Source organism: Pyxidicoccus fallax (genome assembly GCF_012933655.1).
GTDB lineage: Bacteria > Myxococcota > Myxococcia > Myxococcales > Myxococcaceae > Myxococcus > Myxococcus fallax.
This window is the reverse complement of record NZ_JABBJJ010000276.1, coordinates 1-16,728: the sequence shown is the minus strand read 5'-3', so window position 1 is coordinate 16,728 and position 16,728 is coordinate 1. Positions and strand designations below refer to the sequence as shown.

Sequence of the window (16,728 nt, the reverse complement as noted above, 5' to 3'; positions counted from 1 at the left end):
CCGCCCGTTACATCCCGCCCATGAGCTTCTCGCCGCCCGTCACGCCGCCTCTCGAAGTCCTCCCCGTCCTGCGCGCCCGTGGCTACGCCGTTCTCAGCCGCGCGGGCCTGTGCGAGCTGGTGGATGCTCCCGCGCACTCGCTCGACTCGCTGCTGCCCACCTGGAACGACCTGCCGCCCGACGGGTACCTGCGCGACGGGGGGCGCTACCGCTCGCGGCGTCACTCGTGCTTCGTCGTCGACGGCGCCAGCGTCACCCAGGTGCCGCACCGCGCGCACTGGCAGCCCGTGGAGTACAACGCGCTGCACGGCGGCCTGGAGCGCTGGTTCGAGCCCATCACCCCCGCCGTCATCTCACAGGCCGTCTGGTCGAAGCTCCTGAGCGGGCTCGCGCGGTGCTGCTCGGAGTTGAAGGGCGCGCAGCCGTGGTACGTCGAGGCGCACCAGTTCCGCATCGACACGACGGACGGCATCGGCCGCCCGACGCCCGAGGGCGCGCACCGTGACGGCGTGGACTTCGTCGCCGTGCTGCTCATGGGGCGCCAGGACATCAAGGGCGGAGAGACGCGCGTCTTCGAGGCGGCCGGTCCCCAGGGCATCCGCTTCACGCTCACCGAGCCCTGGTCCGCGCTGCTGCTGGACGACGAGCGCGTGATTCACGAGAGCACGCCCATCCAGCCGCTGGGCGAGAAGGGGCACCGCGACACGCTGGTGCTGACGTTCCGCGCGAAGGGCTTCCAGGGGCCCTGACGCGGGCTACGCCGTGGCGCCCCGGCGCACGCGCCGCCAGGCCGTGGGGCTCACCCCCAGCACGCGCGAGAAGGCCCGGGCGAACGAAGACTCACTGTCGTAGCCCACGCGCGCGGCGATGGTCTTCACGGGCGTGTCCGTGGAGCCCAGCAGCGCCGCGGCGCGCTCGATGCGCAGCCGCCGCAGGTAGTGGCCCAGGGGCTCGCCCAGCAGCGCCGTCGTCCGCTCCGCGAGCACCGAGCGGGAGACACCCACGCGCGCCGCCAGCTCCCCCAACTCCCAGTCCTCCTCGGGCCGCGCGCGGGCCTGCACCAGCGCGGCCACCACGCGCTCGTCCCGCGCCACGTCCGCCCCCGGCAGGGCCGCCGTCGCGTCGCGGAGCGCGTGTGCGAAGAGGGCCCGTGCCCAGGCCGTGGAGATTTCCTGGCGCAGCGACGGAGACAGCTCGTACGAGCCCGCCAGCAGGGAGAGCGTCTCCCGGAGCCAGCGCCCCAGCCCGCTCTCCTCGCGGGGAATCACCACCAGCGGCGCCAGCAGGCCCACCCACGGCGCGTCGCGCGCGTCGAGTTCGAGGTCCACGATGACGAGCCGGGAGGACGGATCGCTGGTGTTCGCCCAGGCGCTCGCGGACACCTGGCGCATGCCCTCGCAGGCGCTGCCGTCCCGGGCGACGAACGTCGTCAGCGCGTCGCGAATGACGTGCTCGGCGTGGTGGGGCAGGAAGGCGAGCTCCCCCGCGCGCAATTGCACGCGCTGCTGGGGAAGCTCCAGCGTCCACTCTCCGTGAACCGTCGCGTACAGGCGTGCCTTCCCGGGCGCCGAGCGGCGGTGCTTGCCCCACTTCCCCGACAGCTCCAGGTGCGTGATTTCACTGCCACGGACGTCCAGGGAACGGGACAGCTCGTCGAACGCGGAACCCATGGCCCCAAGCTAACACCCGGCCCGCCGGCAGGCTTGGTCCGGACGCGCTGCACGGCACTCCGGACACTCTGCACAGCCCCCTTCCCTACTGTCTCCCTCGTGAACGGCGCCGACAGCGCGCCACCACGACCCAGGAGACCGACATGCCTCACGACATCCGCCCCACCAACGCCCTCGAAGCCCTCGACGCCCACATCGCGCTGATTGGTACCGACATCCAGCGGTGGCTCACCCTCTTCGCCGAGGACGCCACCGTGGAGTTCCCCTACGCCCCCGGCACCCACCTGCCCCCGCGGCTGGTGGGCAAGCAGGCCATCCGCGAGTACTTCGCCCACGCCCCGGAGGTGTTCAAGAACCTCACCTTCCGCGACATCCAGCGGTACCCCACCCAGGACCCGAACGTCGCCATCGGCGAGGCCCACGGCTCGGCGACCATCGCCACGACGGGGAAGCCCTACGAGCAGGACTACGTCTTCCTCGTCGAGTTCCGCGACGGGGCCATCGTCCGCTACCGCGAATACTGGAACCCCAACGCCGCGCGGGACTCCTTCGACGGCCTGGACAACGTCGCCGGCGCGATGGGGGCGAACTGATGCGCGCGCTCATCATCGGAGGAACGGGGCAGACGGGCTCGCTCGTGGTCCAGGGGCTGCGGCAGGCCGGCATCGACGTGCGGACCGCGAGCCGCAACCCGCGCGACGGCGAGCAGGTGCGCTTCGACTGGGAGCGCGCCGAGACGCACGACGAGGCGCTCCAGGGCGTGGACGCCGTGTACATGGTGGCCCCGGCGTTCGTGGACAATCCGGCCGGGGTGATGGTGCCGTTCGTTGACCGGGCCATCTCCCGGGGCGTTCGGAACTTCGTCCTGCTCAGCGCGTCGCCAGTGGAGGAAGGAACGAAGGGCCTGGGCACGGTCCACGCCGCGCTCCGGGCCCGGGCCCCGGGGTGGACGGTGCTGCGCCCCTCGTGGTTCATGCAGAACTTCTTCGAGTCGCGGCACCACCTGGCGCAGTCGCTGGCCACGACGGGACGGATGGTCACCGCCACCGGCCGCGGCCGGGTCGGCTTCATCGACGCGGCCGACATCGCCGCGGTCGCCGTCCAGACGCTGCGAAAGCCCACGAACTCGGACCTCATCCTCACGGGCCCGGAGGCCCTCTCGTACGACGACGTCGCGGCCATCCTGTCCAGGCTCACGGGTCGGAGGCTCGAACACCGGGCAGTGTCCTTCGAGGAGACCCGCGCGCACATGGTCGCCTCGGGCATCCCCGACGCGTACGCGGCGCTCCTGGCCGGAATGGAGGAGTCCATCTCGCGGGGCACGGAGGACCGCACGACGGACGCCGTCCTCCGCGTCACCGGCCGGCCGCCGACGCCCTTCCGCGAGGTCGCCGCGCGCCTCGTGAAGCCAGGTGACGCGGCGGCGTGACCCCTCCCCTTCACCGGACAACCCGGCGCATCCGTCCCTGGACGGCGCCGGGGTCCGCCGGTACGACACAGGGCCATGCGAGCAGCCTCCGAGCCCTCACGTCCCGGCCTGCTGGAGAGCCTCCTGCGCTGGGGCAAAGCGTGCGCCGTGGCGCCTCCCCTCCTCGGGCCCGCGCTGATGCTGGGGCCAATGAGCCACCGGGTCTCCGCCGCGCTCACGAAGGCGTGGAGCGCCTGGGTGCTCCGGTCGTTCGGCGTGCGCGTGGAGGTGAAGGACCACAACCACGGCCGGTACGACGCGCCGCCGTACCTGTTCGTGCAGCTGAACCAGACGAGCCTGAGCGAGACCTTCCTGACGTACCAGGCGCTGCCCCTTCCGGTGCTCATCTTCATGAACATCGAGTACGCCGCGCTGCCCTTCGCCGGGTGGATTCCCCTGTCACAGGGCTCCGTGGTGGTGGTGCGCCAGTGGAGCGCCCAGGCCCGCCGCGCGGTGGACCGGGCGGTGCGCGCGCTCCGGCGGGGCGAGAGCTTCTACATGTCCGTCGAGGGCCGGCGCAGTCCCGACGGCACGCTCGGCCCGTACAAGAAGGGCGCGGCCGTGCTCGCCATCCAGTCCGGCGCGACGGTGATTCCCATGGTGTTCCGCGGCGCCCGCGAGGTGCTGCCCCCGGGCGAGTGGCGCATGCGCCCCGGCGACGTCACCATCGAACTGCTGCCCGCCATCAGCACGCGAGGGATGACGTACGAGGACCGTGACGCGCTCATCGAGCAACTGCGCGCGCTCGCCGAGGCCCATGGGCTGGGAAGCCCTCCACGCGCTGACGCGCGCGTCCACCAAGGCTCATGACCCGGGAAGCCCTCCACGCGCTGACGCGCGCGCCCACCAAGGCTCATGACCCGGAAGCCCTTCACGCGCTGAAGCGCACCCTCCGAGGCTCATGACCTGGGGAGCCCGCCGCGCGGTGGGGCGCCCGCCCGCCCGTGAGCCCACACGGGACGCATGGGGTCGCGGTATGACGCGGGCGTGACGACCGCCGGACGAGTCCCCCTCTTCGAGAACACGCGTGCCGTGCTCATCATCCTCGTGGTGATGGGACACTCGCTGGAGCCGCTCCTCTCCCGCGAGCCGCTGGCGCGGGCGCTCTACACGGCGCTCTACCTGTTCCACATCCCCGCGTTCGCGTTCCTCTCCGGGCACCTCTCGCGCGCGGCGCTGGACCGCAAGTCCCTCGCCAGCATCGCGTGGTCGCTGCTCGCGCCGCTCGTCATCTTCCAGGTGCTGTACGTCGCCTTCGACGCCTGGGTGCTGGGACGGGGCCTGAGCCGTCATTGGCTCTTCCAGCCCTACTGGCTGCTCTGGTTCCTGTGGAGCCTCGCGTGCTGGCGACTCATGCTGCCGCTGCTCCGGCGTCTGCCCATGCCGCTGGGCGTGTCCGTCGCCATCGCGCTCGGCGCGGGCCTGCTGCCATGGATTGGCTATCTTTTCGGGCTCTCACGGACCTTCGTGTTCCTCCCATGTTTCATCGCGGGCCACCTGGCCCGGAGGGAGTGGTTGCTGGCCAACGCGCCTCACCGCCGCGCGCTCGCCGTGGCCCTGTTCGCCGCGCTGGGCGGCTGCGTCTGGGCCATGGCCACGGGCCGGGTCGCCACGCCGGACCCGGCGTGGCTCTACGGTAGCGCCAGTTACGCGGCGCTCGGTGTGAAGCCGTTCACAGGCATTGCGACACGATTCGCGCTTCTCTGCGGTGCGCTTGTTTTCACCTGGGCCGTTTTCATCCTGTGCCCACGGAATGAAAGCGCACTCACGCGGTTGGGTGGACGCAGTCTCGCGCCGTTTCTGTTGCATGGCTTCGTGGTGCGCAGTGTCGAGAAGTGGGGTGGCTATTCGGTGCCACACGGCGCCACGGGTGTGCTGTTCGTGCTGCTGGGTGGTGGAATTCTCGCGGTGCTGCTCGGCCACCCGCTCATCGTGCGCGCCACACGTCCACTGTGGGAGCCGAGACGACTCTTACAGCGAACATGACGTGTCGCCACCACGCAAGGAGTTGGGTCTTACGCGTGTATAAGAATGCGGGGTCTCGTTCCGCTTCTCCTGCGTGAGGTGTCGCCATGAGTCCTTCCTCCCTCCTGCTTGCGTCTCCTCGGCATGCCGTGGTGTGCGGCGGCAGCATGGCCGGCCTGCTCACCGCGGGACTCCTCGCGCGTCACTTCGAGCGTGTCACCCTGGTGGAGCGGGATGGGCTGGTGGACTCGGCGCAGCCGCGCAAGGGCGTGCCCCAGGGGCCGCATACGCACGTGCTGCTGCAGCGCGGGTTGGACATCGCGGCGGGCATCTTCCCCGGGCTCCGTGAGGACCTGCGGGCCGCGGGCGCGCAGGTGATGGACATGTCCGCGGACTGCGCGTGGCACACGGCTGGCGTGTGGCGCAAGCGCATCACCAGCGGCGTCACCCTGTATTCGCAGACGCGGCCCCTGCTGGAGTTGCGCGTCCGCGCGCGGGTGGCGGCGCTCCCCAACGTGCGCATCCTCGACCGTCAGGAGGTCGCGGGCTTCCTGCATGACGAGGCCCGCACCCGCGTCACGGGCCTGAGGTTGCGCGCCCCCGGAAGCACGGAGGAGACGTCCCTCGTGGCGGACCTGGTGGTGGACGCCAGCGGCCGGGGGAGCCGGACGCCGCAGTGGCTGGAGGAGCTGGGCCTGCCGCGCGTGGAGGAGACGCGAATGGAGGTCGACGTGGGCTATGCCACGCGCCTGTACCGCCGGCCCGCGGGCTTCAATCCCGGCTGGGAGATGCTCATGGTGTCGCCCGAGCTGCCGCGCCTGCGGCGCTTCGGCGCCATCCTCCCCATCGAGGGCAACCGCTGGACGGTGACGCTGTGCGGCTGGCTCAAGGACCACCCGCCCACGGACGACGCGGGCTTCCTCGCGTACGCGCGCGGCCTCGCCCAGCCCCACCTGTACGAGGCGCTGAAGAACGCCGAGCCGCTCGGCCCCATCTCCAGCCACCGCCTCCCCCACAGCCAGTGGCGCCACTACGAGCGGATGTCCCGGATGCCCGAGGGGTTCATCGTGGTGGGTGACGCGTTCTGCTCGTTCAACCCCATCTACGGCCAGGGAATGACCTCCGCCGCGCTGCAGGTGGAGCTGCTCGGCCAGTGCCTGCGCCGGGGCCTGGGCGGACTGACGCGCCGCTACTTCGCGCGCGCCGGCGGGGTGCTGAAGATGCCCTGGCTGGTGTCCACCACCGAGGACCTCCGGCTGCCGGAGCTCGGCGACGCGCGCTTCCCCGGCAGCGGCTTCCTGCAGTGGTACGGGGAACGGTTCCAGCAGCTCACCACCGCGGACTCCGAGGCCGTGCAGACCTGCATGGAGGTGATGCACATGCTCAAGCCGCCCGAGTCCATCCTGTCGCCCCGGCTGCTGTGGAAGGTGATGACCGGGCGCCACGAGACGGCCGAGCGGGCCCGGGGACCCGAGCCGCTCTCCGTGCGCGCCTCCTCCTCTCGGGCGGCGTGAGGCCGGGGTCCATCAGGCGCGCAGCGCGTCGAGGATGGACAGGCGCGCGGCGCGCAGCGCGGGCAGCAGCCCGCCGATGAGCCCCATCATCGTGCCGAACAGCAGCGCGCCCAGGAGGATGCCGGGGGTGGGCGTGAAGCCGAAGCTCACCTCGGAGAAGGTCTGGAAGTTCAGCGTGCGGACGTGAAGCCACCGCGTGGTGAGTGCCCCCAATGCGCCGAGCAGCCCGCCCGCCGCGCCCAGCATGAGGGACTCCGCCACCACGCTGGCCAGCACGCTGCGTCGCCGGAAGCCCACCGCGCGCAGCATGCCCAGCTCGGCGATGCGCGTCGCCACCTGGGCGTACATCGTAATCATCGCCCCCAGCACCGCGCCGAGGCTGAAGACGAAGGACACGAAGAGGCCCAGCACGCGGATGAAGGTGGCCAGCCCGCTGGCCTGTTCCGCCCAGTACGTGGGCTCCGGCTTCGCCTCCAGCGTGAAGCGCGGGTCCGCCTCCACGCGCTTCTCGAATGCCGCCATGTCCTCCGCCGAGCGCAGGCGGACGAGGGCGGAGCTGTAGCCCGGCCGGTTGAAGGCCCCGCCCAGCCGCGTGGCGTCCGCCCACAGCTCCGACTCGAAGGCACCCGCGCCCGCCTCGAAGACGCCCACCACCGGCCAGCGCTGCTGGGCGAAGCGCAGCTCCCCGCCCAGGGTGGCGTCCGGTGACGAGCCCACCAGCGCCCGGCCCAGCGCCACCTCGTTGGTGCCCGGCCGGGGCCTGCGCCCCGAGATGAGCCGCACCTCGGGCCGGGCAGTGAAGCTCTCCGGCTCCACGCCGCGCGCGGTGGTGTTCATCGCCTGCTCGCCGCGCGGCAGCGCCACCAGCACCACCAGCTCGCCGGCCACCAGCGGCTCGCCCTGCTGGCCGGAGGCCACCGCCGGGTCCGTGGCGAGGATGCGCACCGCGTCCCGCTCCACGCCGCTGACCAGCTCGCTGGTGGCGCCCTTGCGGAGGATGACGGCGTTGGCCGGGTCTCCTCCCGCCGCGAGCGCCGACTCGATGCCATTGGCGAGCATCAGCACCGCGGAGAAGACGAAGACGACGAGCCCCAGGCCCAGCACCGTCAGGCCCGTGGACAGCCTGCGCGCCCAGAGGCTGCGCGCGTTGTAGAAGAGCGGCACCATGGCTCAGGCCACCTTCCTCAGGCCCTCCGCCACGGACATGCGCACCGCGCGGAAGGCGGGCCCCGCTCCCGCCAGGAGCGACACCAGCACCGCGGCCAGCGCGGACACCCCCAGCGTGCGCCCCCGCATCACGTTGTCCGGAATCTGGCCGAACTGCGAGGCGATGGCCCGGGCGAAGCCGTTGACCAACGTCGGCGCCGCCAGGACTCCCAGGGCCGCCGCCATCAGGCCGATGACGGAGGACTCGGCCAGCACCAGCATCACCACCGTCCTGGGACGGAAGCCCATGGCGCGCAGGGTGGCGATGTCGCGCGTGCGCTCGCGCACGCCCATGGCCAGCGTGTTGCCGATGACCAGCAGGATGATGAGCAGGATGACGGCGGACACCACCTTCACCGCCGTGAGGATGGCGGACGACATGGCCACGAAACCGAGCTGGAAGGCCTTCTCGCTCTCCGCCTTCGTGGGGTACGGGCTGTTGTCGAACATCCCGTCGATGGCCGCCGCCACCTGGCCCGAGCGCGCCGGGTCGTCCACGCGCACCGCGTAGATGCCCACCATGTCCTTCAAGCCCTCGGGCAGCTGCTCGCTCTCGTTGAGGCAGCGGTAGCCGAACACCAGGGCCGTGGTGTCCACGCCGGGACGCGTGCCGGTGTAGATGCCGCGCACGTTGAAGGTCCAGTCGCCGGGGTATATCTGCCCCTTGAGCGTCACCCGGTCTCCCGGCTTCCAGCCGAAGCGCCGGGCGAGCTTCTCGCCTATCAGCGCGCCGCACGGGTCGTTCCGGAAGTCGGCCAGCTCCGCGGGCGAGGTGGTGAACTCGGGGAAGACGTCGAGGAAGGTGACGGGGTCGATGGCGAAGTTGGCGAAGAAGTCCTTCTGCGTCTCACCGAGCGTGCCGCCGAACCACTCCTGGTGGGTGACGGCCGTCACCCCGGGCAGCGCGGCGATGCGCGCGTAGTAGGACAGCGGCAGCGGCTCGGTGATGGACACCTTGTTGCGGACGATGAGCCTGTCCACCTGCGCCGCCTGCGCGCCGAAGTAGAAGATGTCGATGACGGTGCGCAGGAAGATGAAGGCCGTCACCCCCACCGCGCCCGCGAGGATGGTGAGGCTCAGCCGCAGCGGGTTGCGCAGCAGGTCGCGAGCCGCCAACCGGACGTAGTTCACTGGAGGACCCCCTTCTCCAGGTGGTGCACGCGCTCGGCGCGCTCGGCCGCGTGCGGGTCATGCGTCACCATGACGAGGGTCTTGTGCAGGTCGTGATGGAGGACGCCAAAGAGGTCCAGCACGGCCTCGGCCGCCTTGCGGTCCAGGTCGCCGGTGGGCTCGTCGGCGATGATGAGGTCCGGGTCGGTGACGATGGCGCGGGCGATGGCCACGCGCTGCTGCTCGCCTCCGGACATCTGCGGCGGGCGGTGGCCCACCCGGTGGGACAGGCCGACGACGTCCAGGGCGGCGGCCACGTGCTTGCGTCGCTCGGCGCGGGACAGCGGGGTGAGCAGCAGCGGCAGCTCCACGTTCTCCGCCGCGGTGAGCACGGGGATGAGGTTGTAGAGCTGGAAGACGAAGCCCACGTGGGCGGCGCGCCAGTCGCTCAGCTCGCGGTCGTTCAGCTCCGCGAGGTTGCGCCCGGCCACCTCCACGATGCCCGTGGTGGGCTGGTCCAGCCCGGAGATGAGGTTGAGCAACGTGGACTTGCCGGAGCCGGACGGGCCCATGAAGGCCACGAAGGCGCCCGGGTCGATGGCGAGGTCCACCGCCTCCAGCACGGGCACCTCCACGGTGCCGCGCCGGTACGTCTTGGAGACGCCCTCCAGGCGGACCATGGGGGGCGGGGCTGGCACGGCTTCGAGGCTCATCCGCTTCCCGCCTCCACCTTCACGCGCCGGCCCTCGCGCAGCTTCTTCACGTCCGGGGCCACCACCACCTGCGTCCCCGCCGGAGGGCCCTGCTCCAGCGCGACTTCTTCCCCCACGCGCTGCCCCACGACCACGGGCTGCTGGTCCAGCAGCCCGTCCTTCACCACCCAGACGGTGGGGCCGTTCTCCGCCTGCACCACGGCGTCGGCGGGCACGCGCGGGGGGCGGGCCTTCGGGTCCAGTGCGTCCGGAGGCAGGGCCTCGCGGAGGAAGGAGACCTTGGCGCCCATGTCCGGCAGGGCGCCCCGGGGCACGGACTGGAAGCGGACCATCACGGTGGCGGTGGCCTTCGAGCGGTCGATGGCGGGGCGCACCGTGCCAACGCGGGCGGGGAAGGCCTGGTCCGGGAAGGCGTCCAGGAAGATGAGCGCGTGCTGCCCGGGCTGGATGAGGGAGAGCTGCTCCTCGCTGACCTCGGCCTCCACCTCCAGGGCGTCCAGGTCGACCAGCTCGATGATGCCGCCGAGGTTGGTGCCCTCGAGCGCGGCGGGCGCGAGCACTGCGCCCTCGTCCGCGAGCTTGCGCGCCACGGTGCCATCGAAGGGCGCGCGCACCACGGTGTGCGAGAGCTGGAGGCGGGCGGCCTCGCGGGCGCGGACGGCGACGACGACCTGGGCGTTGGCCGCGTTGAGCTCCTCCATGGCGGCGCTGCCGGCGGTCTCCACGTCGAGCAACTGCGCGCGGGGGATGACGCCCTGTTTCGCGAGGTTCCGGGTGCGGAGCGTGGTGCGCTGGGCGTTGGCGGCCTGGGCGCGAGCGGCGGCGAGCCCTGCCTCGGCGGCTCGGACCTCTGCTTCGGCGCGCTCCAGGAGGACGCGGGCGTCGCGGTCATCCAGGCGGGCAATCACCTGGCCCGCCTTCACGGGCTCGCCCTCCTCCACGGTGACGTCGACCAGGCGGCCGGGGATCTGCGGCGCGATGACGGAGCGGCGGCGCGAGTCGACGTAGCCGGCGGCGGACAGCTCGGTCTGCTGCTCTCCCGGGAGTGGCTCTCGGACCTCCACCACGCGCACGGTGGGGGCGCGGCGGGAGAGCGGAATGGCGATGAGGATGACGAGGGCGAGCAGGAGCAGCGCGGGGACGAGCCAGCGCAAGCGGCGGCGGCGCTTCAGCGGTGCGGCCGAGCGGTCGATGCGGAGCGCGCTCAGCGGTTTCTGCGGCTGGGCTTCAGCCACGGCTGCCTCCCGGTGGGAAGACGGGGTCCCCCGGGAGGAAGAGTAGGAAGGCGCCAGCTGTGATGCCGGAGAGGAAGAGTGGCTCCCCGAGCCGGCGGGAGAGGACGGGGCGCTTCCATGGTGAGTCGCCCGTGGCTCAGCGCACGGGCAGCTCGCGGAGGGTCAGGCCGTCCAGCCCATGGCGCTCCACGGCGGCCTTGAATCGCTCGGTGACGATGAGGAGGGTCGCGAAGTTGCGCAGGCGGAAGAGGTCCAGGTCGTCGGGAAGAGAGGCCGCGTCGAGGATGGGCTCGTCCGGGAGGCGGAAGCCGTGACGACCACACTTCGGGCAGGGCGGAGGTGTCCCTCGGGGGATGCAGTCGGAATGCAGGAGACCGCTTGGCTCGATATGCAGGTTGAGCATCTCCGGGATGCCCTTCGGGCTGAAGCGCATCTCCGTGCGGCATCCGCGAAGGCCGCGCAGCCCCTCGCGCTGCAACAACTCCAAGGCATCCGGCTGGATGAGCAACGTGCCTGGGCTCTGGTGGATGAGCGCGGAGAATGGCCCGCGCGCTTTTCCTACCAGCGGACCGAAAGTGGTCCCGGGCAGGAGCGGGTGACCTGGAGGTAACAACGCGCGGACCTGCTCACGAAGGCGTTCGAACTCCTCGAAGTCTTCTTCCAAGTATGCCTTCGACAACTTCTTGGCCACCGAATGACCCGAGAGGTCTACAGCGGGATAGTCGAGCCCTGATCCAGCCCATGTCGCCTTGCAGTCGGGACAGCTCACCCCTGGCAGGCCCCACTTGTGCGCGGCGTTGTAGCCGCCTTTCTGGGACCTGTAGTCTCCGAGGAGGACGTCGAAGAATCGCGGCATCGTGTCAATACTCGATGGGAGGGCCCATCAGCAGATGGTAGGGCAGAATGGGTCCGACCAGGTCAAATCGAACGATCAACTCCCGCGCGTATCGATACATGTCCTCCTTCGTGGCACCTGGATGGGCATTCCGGAAGTTTTGCCACGCCTGATTCCATGGCCCGCCTCGTGGCCCCCTATGGATTCGGTGGTGGGTCTCCAGGTCGAGCAGCATCGTCTCCTTGTGAATGTTGACGCCCTGGCGCTCGAACCACTCCCTGAGATCTTCCTGCCGCGGAAAGATGTGGTGCTTCTCCCGAGGCTGCGATGCCAAGGCCCGCGCCATCTCCAAGAGCCGCCTCTGACTCGGCAGCAGCTCCCGCCCATGCCAGTGGATGACGAAGACCGGCTCCGGCTGCCCCGCCACCTGCCATGGATAGCCCCAGTACCGCTGCGGTGAGCGCACGGCGCTCGGCGGGAGGACGAACGTCCCCCGCGCCCGCACGAGCCTTCCCGGCTCCAAATCCTCACAGCGGAACAGCCCGCACGCGTCCTCCGCGCAGAGGAACGTGACGCACGCACCCTCGGGAAGCCGGGTGTACGCCTCCGGGTACTCCTCGACGTCCCCTTCATCCAGGGACGGAGAAGTCGACGCGCACGAGCCCAGCAGCAGGCCCAGCCACAGCCACTTCATGTTTCCCCCCAGCCGGCCCCGCAGTACGGAGCCGGCCGGAGGTCATATCAACACCGCGCCTACTTCTTCCCGTACTCCAGCGCCGTGCCCTTGCGCTTCGCGTAGATGTACGCCTCCATGGCGCGCATCCGCGGGTCGTCATCCGCCATCGGCTTGCCGCGCACCGGGTTCTCGATGCACCAGTTGATCATGTCCCGCAGCAGCGCCACGCGGCCCAGCTGCACCTGGTACTTCGGATACGTCTCCGGGTGCGTGTTGGACGCGTCCGGGTGGCACATGTCACACGACATGGCCACCGTGCTGCCCAGCAGGTCGCCGTCGTGGAACACCCGGTTGCCCTCCTCCACGAACGCCTGCGTGGACGCCGCCCAGATGGCCTCGTCCCGCTCGGAGAACGCGCCATAGGTGTGGCCGTCCTGGATGGGCGCGCCCGCCTGCTTCTTCACGTCCTTGCCACCGCTCTCCGGCCGCACGCCGCCCTGGACCACCGAGCCGCCCGCCGTGGGCTTCTCGGGCGTGCGCGGCACCCCGGGCGGGCTGCGCGGCGCCTCCGGGTTCTTCGGCGGCGGAGGCGTGGCTGCCTGCGCCACGGCCGGCAGCGGCACCGGGTCCCAGTTCGCGTCCGGGTTCTTCTTCAGCCACTCGGCCATCAGGGCGCCCGACACGCGCTGCGCCTGCTCGCGCGTCATCTTCTGCCCGTCCTTGACGCCGTCCACCTCCATCGTGGTCTCGCCGTCGCACAGCCCCAGCACGATGTCGCCGTCCTTCGACACCGGCACCTGGTGCTTCTTCACCTCGGGCGCCGCGGTGCGCGCGGCAGGGCCGGAGGCCAGCGCCACGCCGCCCGCGAAGGACAGCAGCGCGCCCGTTCCCACAAGCAGCTTCATCTTGAAGGTCATGGATGTGTGTCCTCGCGCTCAGTAGCTCGGCAGCTTCGTTCGGGGCGGCACGTCCTGCTTCCCACCCGACGTCAGATAGCTCGCGCGCACGGTGATGGGGTTGCGCTCCCAGAGGTTGTACAGCTTGTTCACCAGCCCCGCTTCCAGCACGTCCATCCGCCCGTTGCCGCAGCCGTCGAACTGGCTGAACGGGTCCGGCCGGTTCATCTGCACCGTCAGCTTCGGCAGCCCCTCCGGCGCGTACGGCCACGGCCACGCCGTGGACAGCATTCCGTGGAAGCTGATGTTCGCAATCTGGTTGCTGAGCAGCTGGTGCGTGTGCCCGTGGATGACGGTGACCTTGTCGAACGGCTTGAGGATGGCCTGCACCTCGTCCGCGTCGTCCGTCCAGAAGTTCCAGGGCTTGTAGTACTTGTAGAGCGGCGAGTGGCTGAACACGATGACCGGCGTCTTCTTGTCCACCTTCGCCAGGTCCTTCTTCAGCCACTCGCGCTGCTCGCTGCCCACCTCGAAGCGGGACTGGAGCGCGTTGTCCAGGCCCGCGACGATCTTCATGCGCTCCATGGGCGTGAGCTTCTTCTCCGTCCAGAAGTCCTTCTCCAGGATGGAGTTGAGCACCACGAAGTGAACGCCCTTGTGGTCGAACGAGTAGTTCGGCGCACCGAACAGCTCGCGCCACAGCTCGCCCATGTCGAGGAACCAGTCGTGCTCGCCCACCATCATCTTCACGGGCGCCTTGATGCTCTTGAGAATCTGCGCGCCCAGCTTCAGCTCGCTGGCCTGACCGAGCTGCGCCAGATCTCCGCCGAACAGCACGAAGTCCGGCTGCGGGTCCAGCGCGTTGACGTCGTCCACCGCCTTGAGGATGGCGCGGACGAAGCGGTCATTGAGCTTCTGCTCGTACAGGTGCGTGTCGGAGATGTACGCGAAGGAGAAGCGCGGCTTCGTCTCCTGCGCATCCGCCACGTTGACCAGCTGGAAGCTGTGCGGCGACCTCAGCCCCATGCCGGCCACGATGCCGGCGGAGATGCCGGCCACGCGCATGAAGGCCCGGCGGTCCAGCTTCTTCAGGTCCTCGAAGAAGGCGTCGCGCTCGGCGTAGTGCTTCGTCTCGATGCTGCGGAACTTGTTCGCCATGGGCAGCGCCTCCTAGGGCTTCTTCGCCGGTGCGGGCTTCACGGACAGCTCGGTGCCATACACGCCGAGCTCCGCGGGGTTCTTCACGTTCAGGTCCGGGTTGGGGGCCAGGTCGCCCAGGTTCCCCTTCTTCCCCATGGCCACGGCGGTGTCCCGCTCGGGGCGCTGGTTCTTCCGAGCGCGCTGCTGCGTGAGGAACTTCTGGTTCAGCTTCGTGAAGCGCTCGTCCGTGAGGGTGTAGAGGAAGGCCACCAGGTCGTCGATTTCGGGCTCCGTCAGCCCCAGCCGCTGCATCCCGCCGTCGAGGTACGGGTTGGACACGCCACCCTTGTTGTAGTGGTCCATCACGTCCCACAGCGTGGCCAGCGAGCCGTCGTGCATGTACGGGCCGGTGATGCCGATGTTGCGCAGGGTGGGCGTCTTGAAGGCGCCAATGTCGTTCTCCTGCTTCGTCACCAGGAAGCGGCCCAGCTCGGAGAAGTCCGTCTCCAGCGCCAGCTCGTCAATCTGCTTCTCGTCGCCGGTGCGCACGATTTTCAGCGCCTCGCGCGCCATCTTCACGAAGTCCTGCTTGTGCGCGGCGATGCCGATGTTGTGGAACTTCTGGTCGCTGAACAGCGGGTTCACCGCGTTGCCCGCGTGGCAGGTGTTGCACCGGCCCTTGCCGTTGAAGAGGGCCCAGCCGCGGCGCTCGGAGTCGGTGAGGGCCTTCGAGTCGCCCTGGATGAAGCGGTCGAAGCGCGCGTTGCCGGAGTAGAGCGTGCGCTCGAAGGCGCCAATGGCCGCCGCCAGGTCGTCGTAGTTCACGTCCCGGTTGAAGACCTTGCGGAACTCCGCCTGGTACTCGGGGATGGCCTTCACCTTGGCCACCACCGCCGCCTCGTCGGGCATGCCCATCTCGCGCGGGTTGAGGATGGGCAGCTTCGCCTGGTCCTCCAGCGTGCTCGCGCGCCCGTCCCAGAACTGCGAGGCGTTGAACATCGCGTTGAGGACGGTGGGGCTGTTGCGCGTCACCTTCTGCCCCTTGACGCCCTCCGACACCGGCTTGCCGTCCGAGAACCCGAAGTTCTCGTCATGGCAGGTGGCGCACGACACGGTGTCGTCCACCGAGAGGCGTTTGTCATTGAATAGCTTCTGCCCTAGCGCCACCTTCTCCGGTGTGGGGGCGGCGCTGGCCGGGACCACCAACTTCCAAAGCGCGGGCGACACCCCGGGAGGCAGGTCTGCGGGTGGCTGCGCGGGTTGGCGTGGCGGTGGTTCGGCGTACCCGGTGAGTGCGTACAGCAGGGCAACGAGCGGCAGGGCGGCGCCGGAAGACAGGCGCATGGGCTCCCCTTCCTACCGGCCACATCAGCGCCGGGAGGAAGTCTCGGAGCCGGGGCCGGAACCTGATTGTCCGAGAAAACAGCACCGACCCCGGTCGCAGGTCCAGTTGGACGGAGAACAAGTGTCCTGCACTGGAGGGTTATCCTGGCGTGTCAGCGGGCCCGTACGCTCAGGCCTGATGCCCGGCGAGGTGCACGTCGCGGGAGCGGAAGAGGAGCGCGGAGGCGGTGGCGGGTGCCAGCACCGCGGCGGTGATGACGGCCCAGTCCAGCACGCCCCGGGCCCGCGCGCTGTTGTAGGTGACGGCCTGAAGGAAGGTGAGACACGCGTCCGCGGCGGTGAGCGCACCGAGCACCTCGGCCAGCCCGTCGCGCCAGCGGCGCACCAGGGAGAAGAGGCCCACCGTCAGTCCCACGTCGAAGAGCACCCACCCCCACTGCACGCCCGCGGAGGGGAACCAGCGCCGGGTGGCGGGGAGCGCCAGCAGCGCCGTCCAGGGCACCAGCAGCGCGGCCAGCGCGTGCACCAGCAGCCGGGGGCGGCGCAGCACCGTGGCCACGCCAAAGCGCACCAGGCTGCCCCGGGCGAAGGCTCGCAGCGCGTCATACAGCGCGACCAGGCCGGCGCCCGGGTTGGGGTACGCCAGATGGATGGGCACCCAGTCATCCGGGCGGAACTTGGCCTTGAAGGCGCGCAGCCCCTCGAAGTCGAACAGCGGCCGGCCGCACACCCGCGCCAGCCGCAGCCACGGCCGCACCGGCCCGGCCAGCGGCGCCAGCCCCAGCGTCACGTAGCGCCGCCCCTCCGCCGCCGCGGCGCGCATGGCCGCGTCCACCAGCGCCTCCGCCGTGCCGTTGGGGGCGTGTGGGTCTCGCAAGAGGTCCTGCAGGAACCAGCCCTCGCGCGCGTACACCGGGGACACCTGTCTCTTATACACATCTGACGCTGCCGACGAA

At 70.4% G+C, this 16,728-nt stretch carries 17 protein-coding genes; 6 read left to right on the top strand and 11 right to left on the bottom strand.

Annotated elements, in window-relative coordinates; genetic code table 11:
* A partial coding sequence (locus HG543_RS39415; protein WP_246357617.1) for a 2OG-Fe dioxygenase family protein occupies positions 1-749 on the top strand: 749 nt, incomplete at its 5' end.
* Positions 750-755: 6 nt separating this feature from the next.
* On the opposite strand, the gene HG543_RS39410 is transcribed toward HG543_RS39415, so the two are convergent.
* Entirely contained in the window at positions 756-1,670 is a 915-nt protein-coding gene (locus tag HG543_RS39410) for a helix-turn-helix domain-containing protein (protein WP_169350073.1), read from the bottom strand.
* Positions 1,671-1,813: 143 nt separating this feature from the next.
* On the opposite strand from HG543_RS39410, the gene HG543_RS39405 reads away from it, so the two are divergent.
* The 5 genes from HG543_RS39405 (at position 1,814) to HG543_RS39385 (ending at position 6,617) form a co-directional block, all read left to right on the top strand.
* On the top strand, positions 1,814-2,263 hold the full coding sequence (locus tag HG543_RS39405) for a nuclear transport factor 2 family protein (protein WP_169350072.1): 450 nt from the start codon (positions 1,814-1,816) through the stop codon (positions 2,261-2,263).
* Positions 2,263-3,099 (top strand): NmrA family NAD(P)-binding protein, encoded by an 837-nt coding sequence (locus HG543_RS39400; RefSeq protein WP_169350071.1) that lies wholly within the window; start codon positions 2,263-2,265, stop codon positions 3,097-3,099. Before HG543_RS39405 ends, HG543_RS39400 begins: the two co-directional genes overlap by 1 nt.
* A gap of 75 nt (positions 3,100-3,174) precedes the next feature.
* On the top strand, positions 3,175-3,948 hold the full coding sequence (locus tag HG543_RS39395; RefSeq protein ID WP_169350070.1) for a lysophospholipid acyltransferase family protein: 774 nt from the start codon (positions 3,175-3,177) through the stop codon (positions 3,946-3,948).
* A 177-nt stretch (positions 3,949-4,125) separates the two neighbouring features.
* Positions 4,126-5,124 (top strand): acyltransferase family protein, encoded by a 999-nt coding sequence (locus HG543_RS39390; protein ID WP_169350069.1) that lies wholly within the window; start codon positions 4,126-4,128, stop codon positions 5,122-5,124.
* A gap of 86 nt (positions 5,125-5,210) precedes the next feature.
* Positions 5,211-6,617 (top strand): FAD-dependent oxidoreductase, encoded by a 1,407-nt coding sequence (locus HG543_RS39385; RefSeq protein ID WP_169350068.1) that lies wholly within the window; start codon positions 5,211-5,213, stop codon positions 6,615-6,617.
* A gap of 12 nt (positions 6,618-6,629) precedes the next feature.
* Here the strand turns inward: HG543_RS39385 and HG543_RS39380 are convergent, their stop codons facing one another.
* The 10 genes from HG543_RS39380 to HG543_RS57260 form a co-directional block, all read right to left on the bottom strand.
* Entirely contained in the window at positions 6,630-7,784 is a 1,155-nt protein-coding gene (locus HG543_RS39380) for an ABC transporter permease (protein ID WP_169350067.1), read from the bottom strand.
* A 3-nt stretch (positions 7,785-7,787) separates the two neighbouring features.
* Positions 7,788-8,954: an FtsX-like permease family protein gene (locus HG543_RS39375; protein WP_169350066.1), complete on the bottom strand. Its 1,167-nt coding sequence runs from the start codon at positions 8,952-8,954 to the stop codon at positions 7,788-7,790.
* A complete protein-coding gene (locus tag HG543_RS39370; RefSeq protein ID WP_169350065.1) occupies positions 8,951-9,646 on the bottom strand; it encodes an ABC transporter ATP-binding protein in 696 nt (231 codons plus the stop codon). The genes HG543_RS39375 and HG543_RS39370 overlap by 4 nt, the downstream gene beginning before the upstream one ends.
* Positions 9,643-10,881 (bottom strand): efflux RND transporter periplasmic adaptor subunit, encoded by a 1,239-nt coding sequence (locus HG543_RS39365; RefSeq protein WP_169350064.1) that lies wholly within the window; start codon positions 10,879-10,881, stop codon positions 9,643-9,645. The genes HG543_RS39370 and HG543_RS39365 overlap by 4 nt, the downstream gene beginning before the upstream one ends.
* A gap of 136 nt (positions 10,882-11,017) precedes the next feature.
* Positions 11,018-11,737, bottom strand: coding sequence for a SitI6 family double-CXXCG motif immunity protein (sitI6, locus tag HG543_RS39360; RefSeq protein ID WP_169350063.1), 720 nt, complete (start codon positions 11,735-11,737; stop codon positions 11,018-11,020).
* Between the two features lie 4 nt (positions 11,738-11,741).
* On the bottom strand, positions 11,742-12,410 hold the full coding sequence (gene sitA6 / locus HG543_RS39355) for a SitA6 family polymorphic toxin lipoprotein (protein WP_169350062.1): 669 nt from the start codon (positions 12,408-12,410) through the stop codon (positions 11,742-11,744).
* A 59-nt stretch (positions 12,411-12,469) separates the two neighbouring features.
* Positions 12,470-13,309 (bottom strand): c-type cytochrome, encoded by an 840-nt coding sequence (locus tag HG543_RS55830; protein ID WP_246357616.1) that lies wholly within the window; start codon positions 13,307-13,309, stop codon positions 12,470-12,472.
* A gap of 18 nt (positions 13,310-13,327) precedes the next feature.
* Positions 13,328-14,446, bottom strand: coding sequence for a metallophosphoesterase family protein (locus tag HG543_RS39345; RefSeq protein WP_169350061.1), 1,119 nt, complete (start codon positions 14,444-14,446; stop codon positions 13,328-13,330).
* A gap of 12 nt (positions 14,447-14,458) precedes the next feature.
* Positions 14,459-15,772, bottom strand: coding sequence for a cytochrome-c peroxidase (locus HG543_RS39340; protein WP_169350060.1), 1,314 nt, complete (start codon positions 15,770-15,772; stop codon positions 14,459-14,461).
* A gap of 169 nt (positions 15,773-15,941) precedes the next feature.
* Positions 15,942-16,709 carry a phosphatidylglycerol lysyltransferase domain-containing protein gene (locus HG543_RS57260; RefSeq protein WP_343073553.1) on the bottom strand — a complete coding sequence of 256 codons (768 nt, stop codon included), beginning with the start codon at positions 16,707-16,709 and terminating at the stop codon, positions 15,942-15,944.
* Positions 16,710-16,728 lie beyond the last annotated feature (19 nt).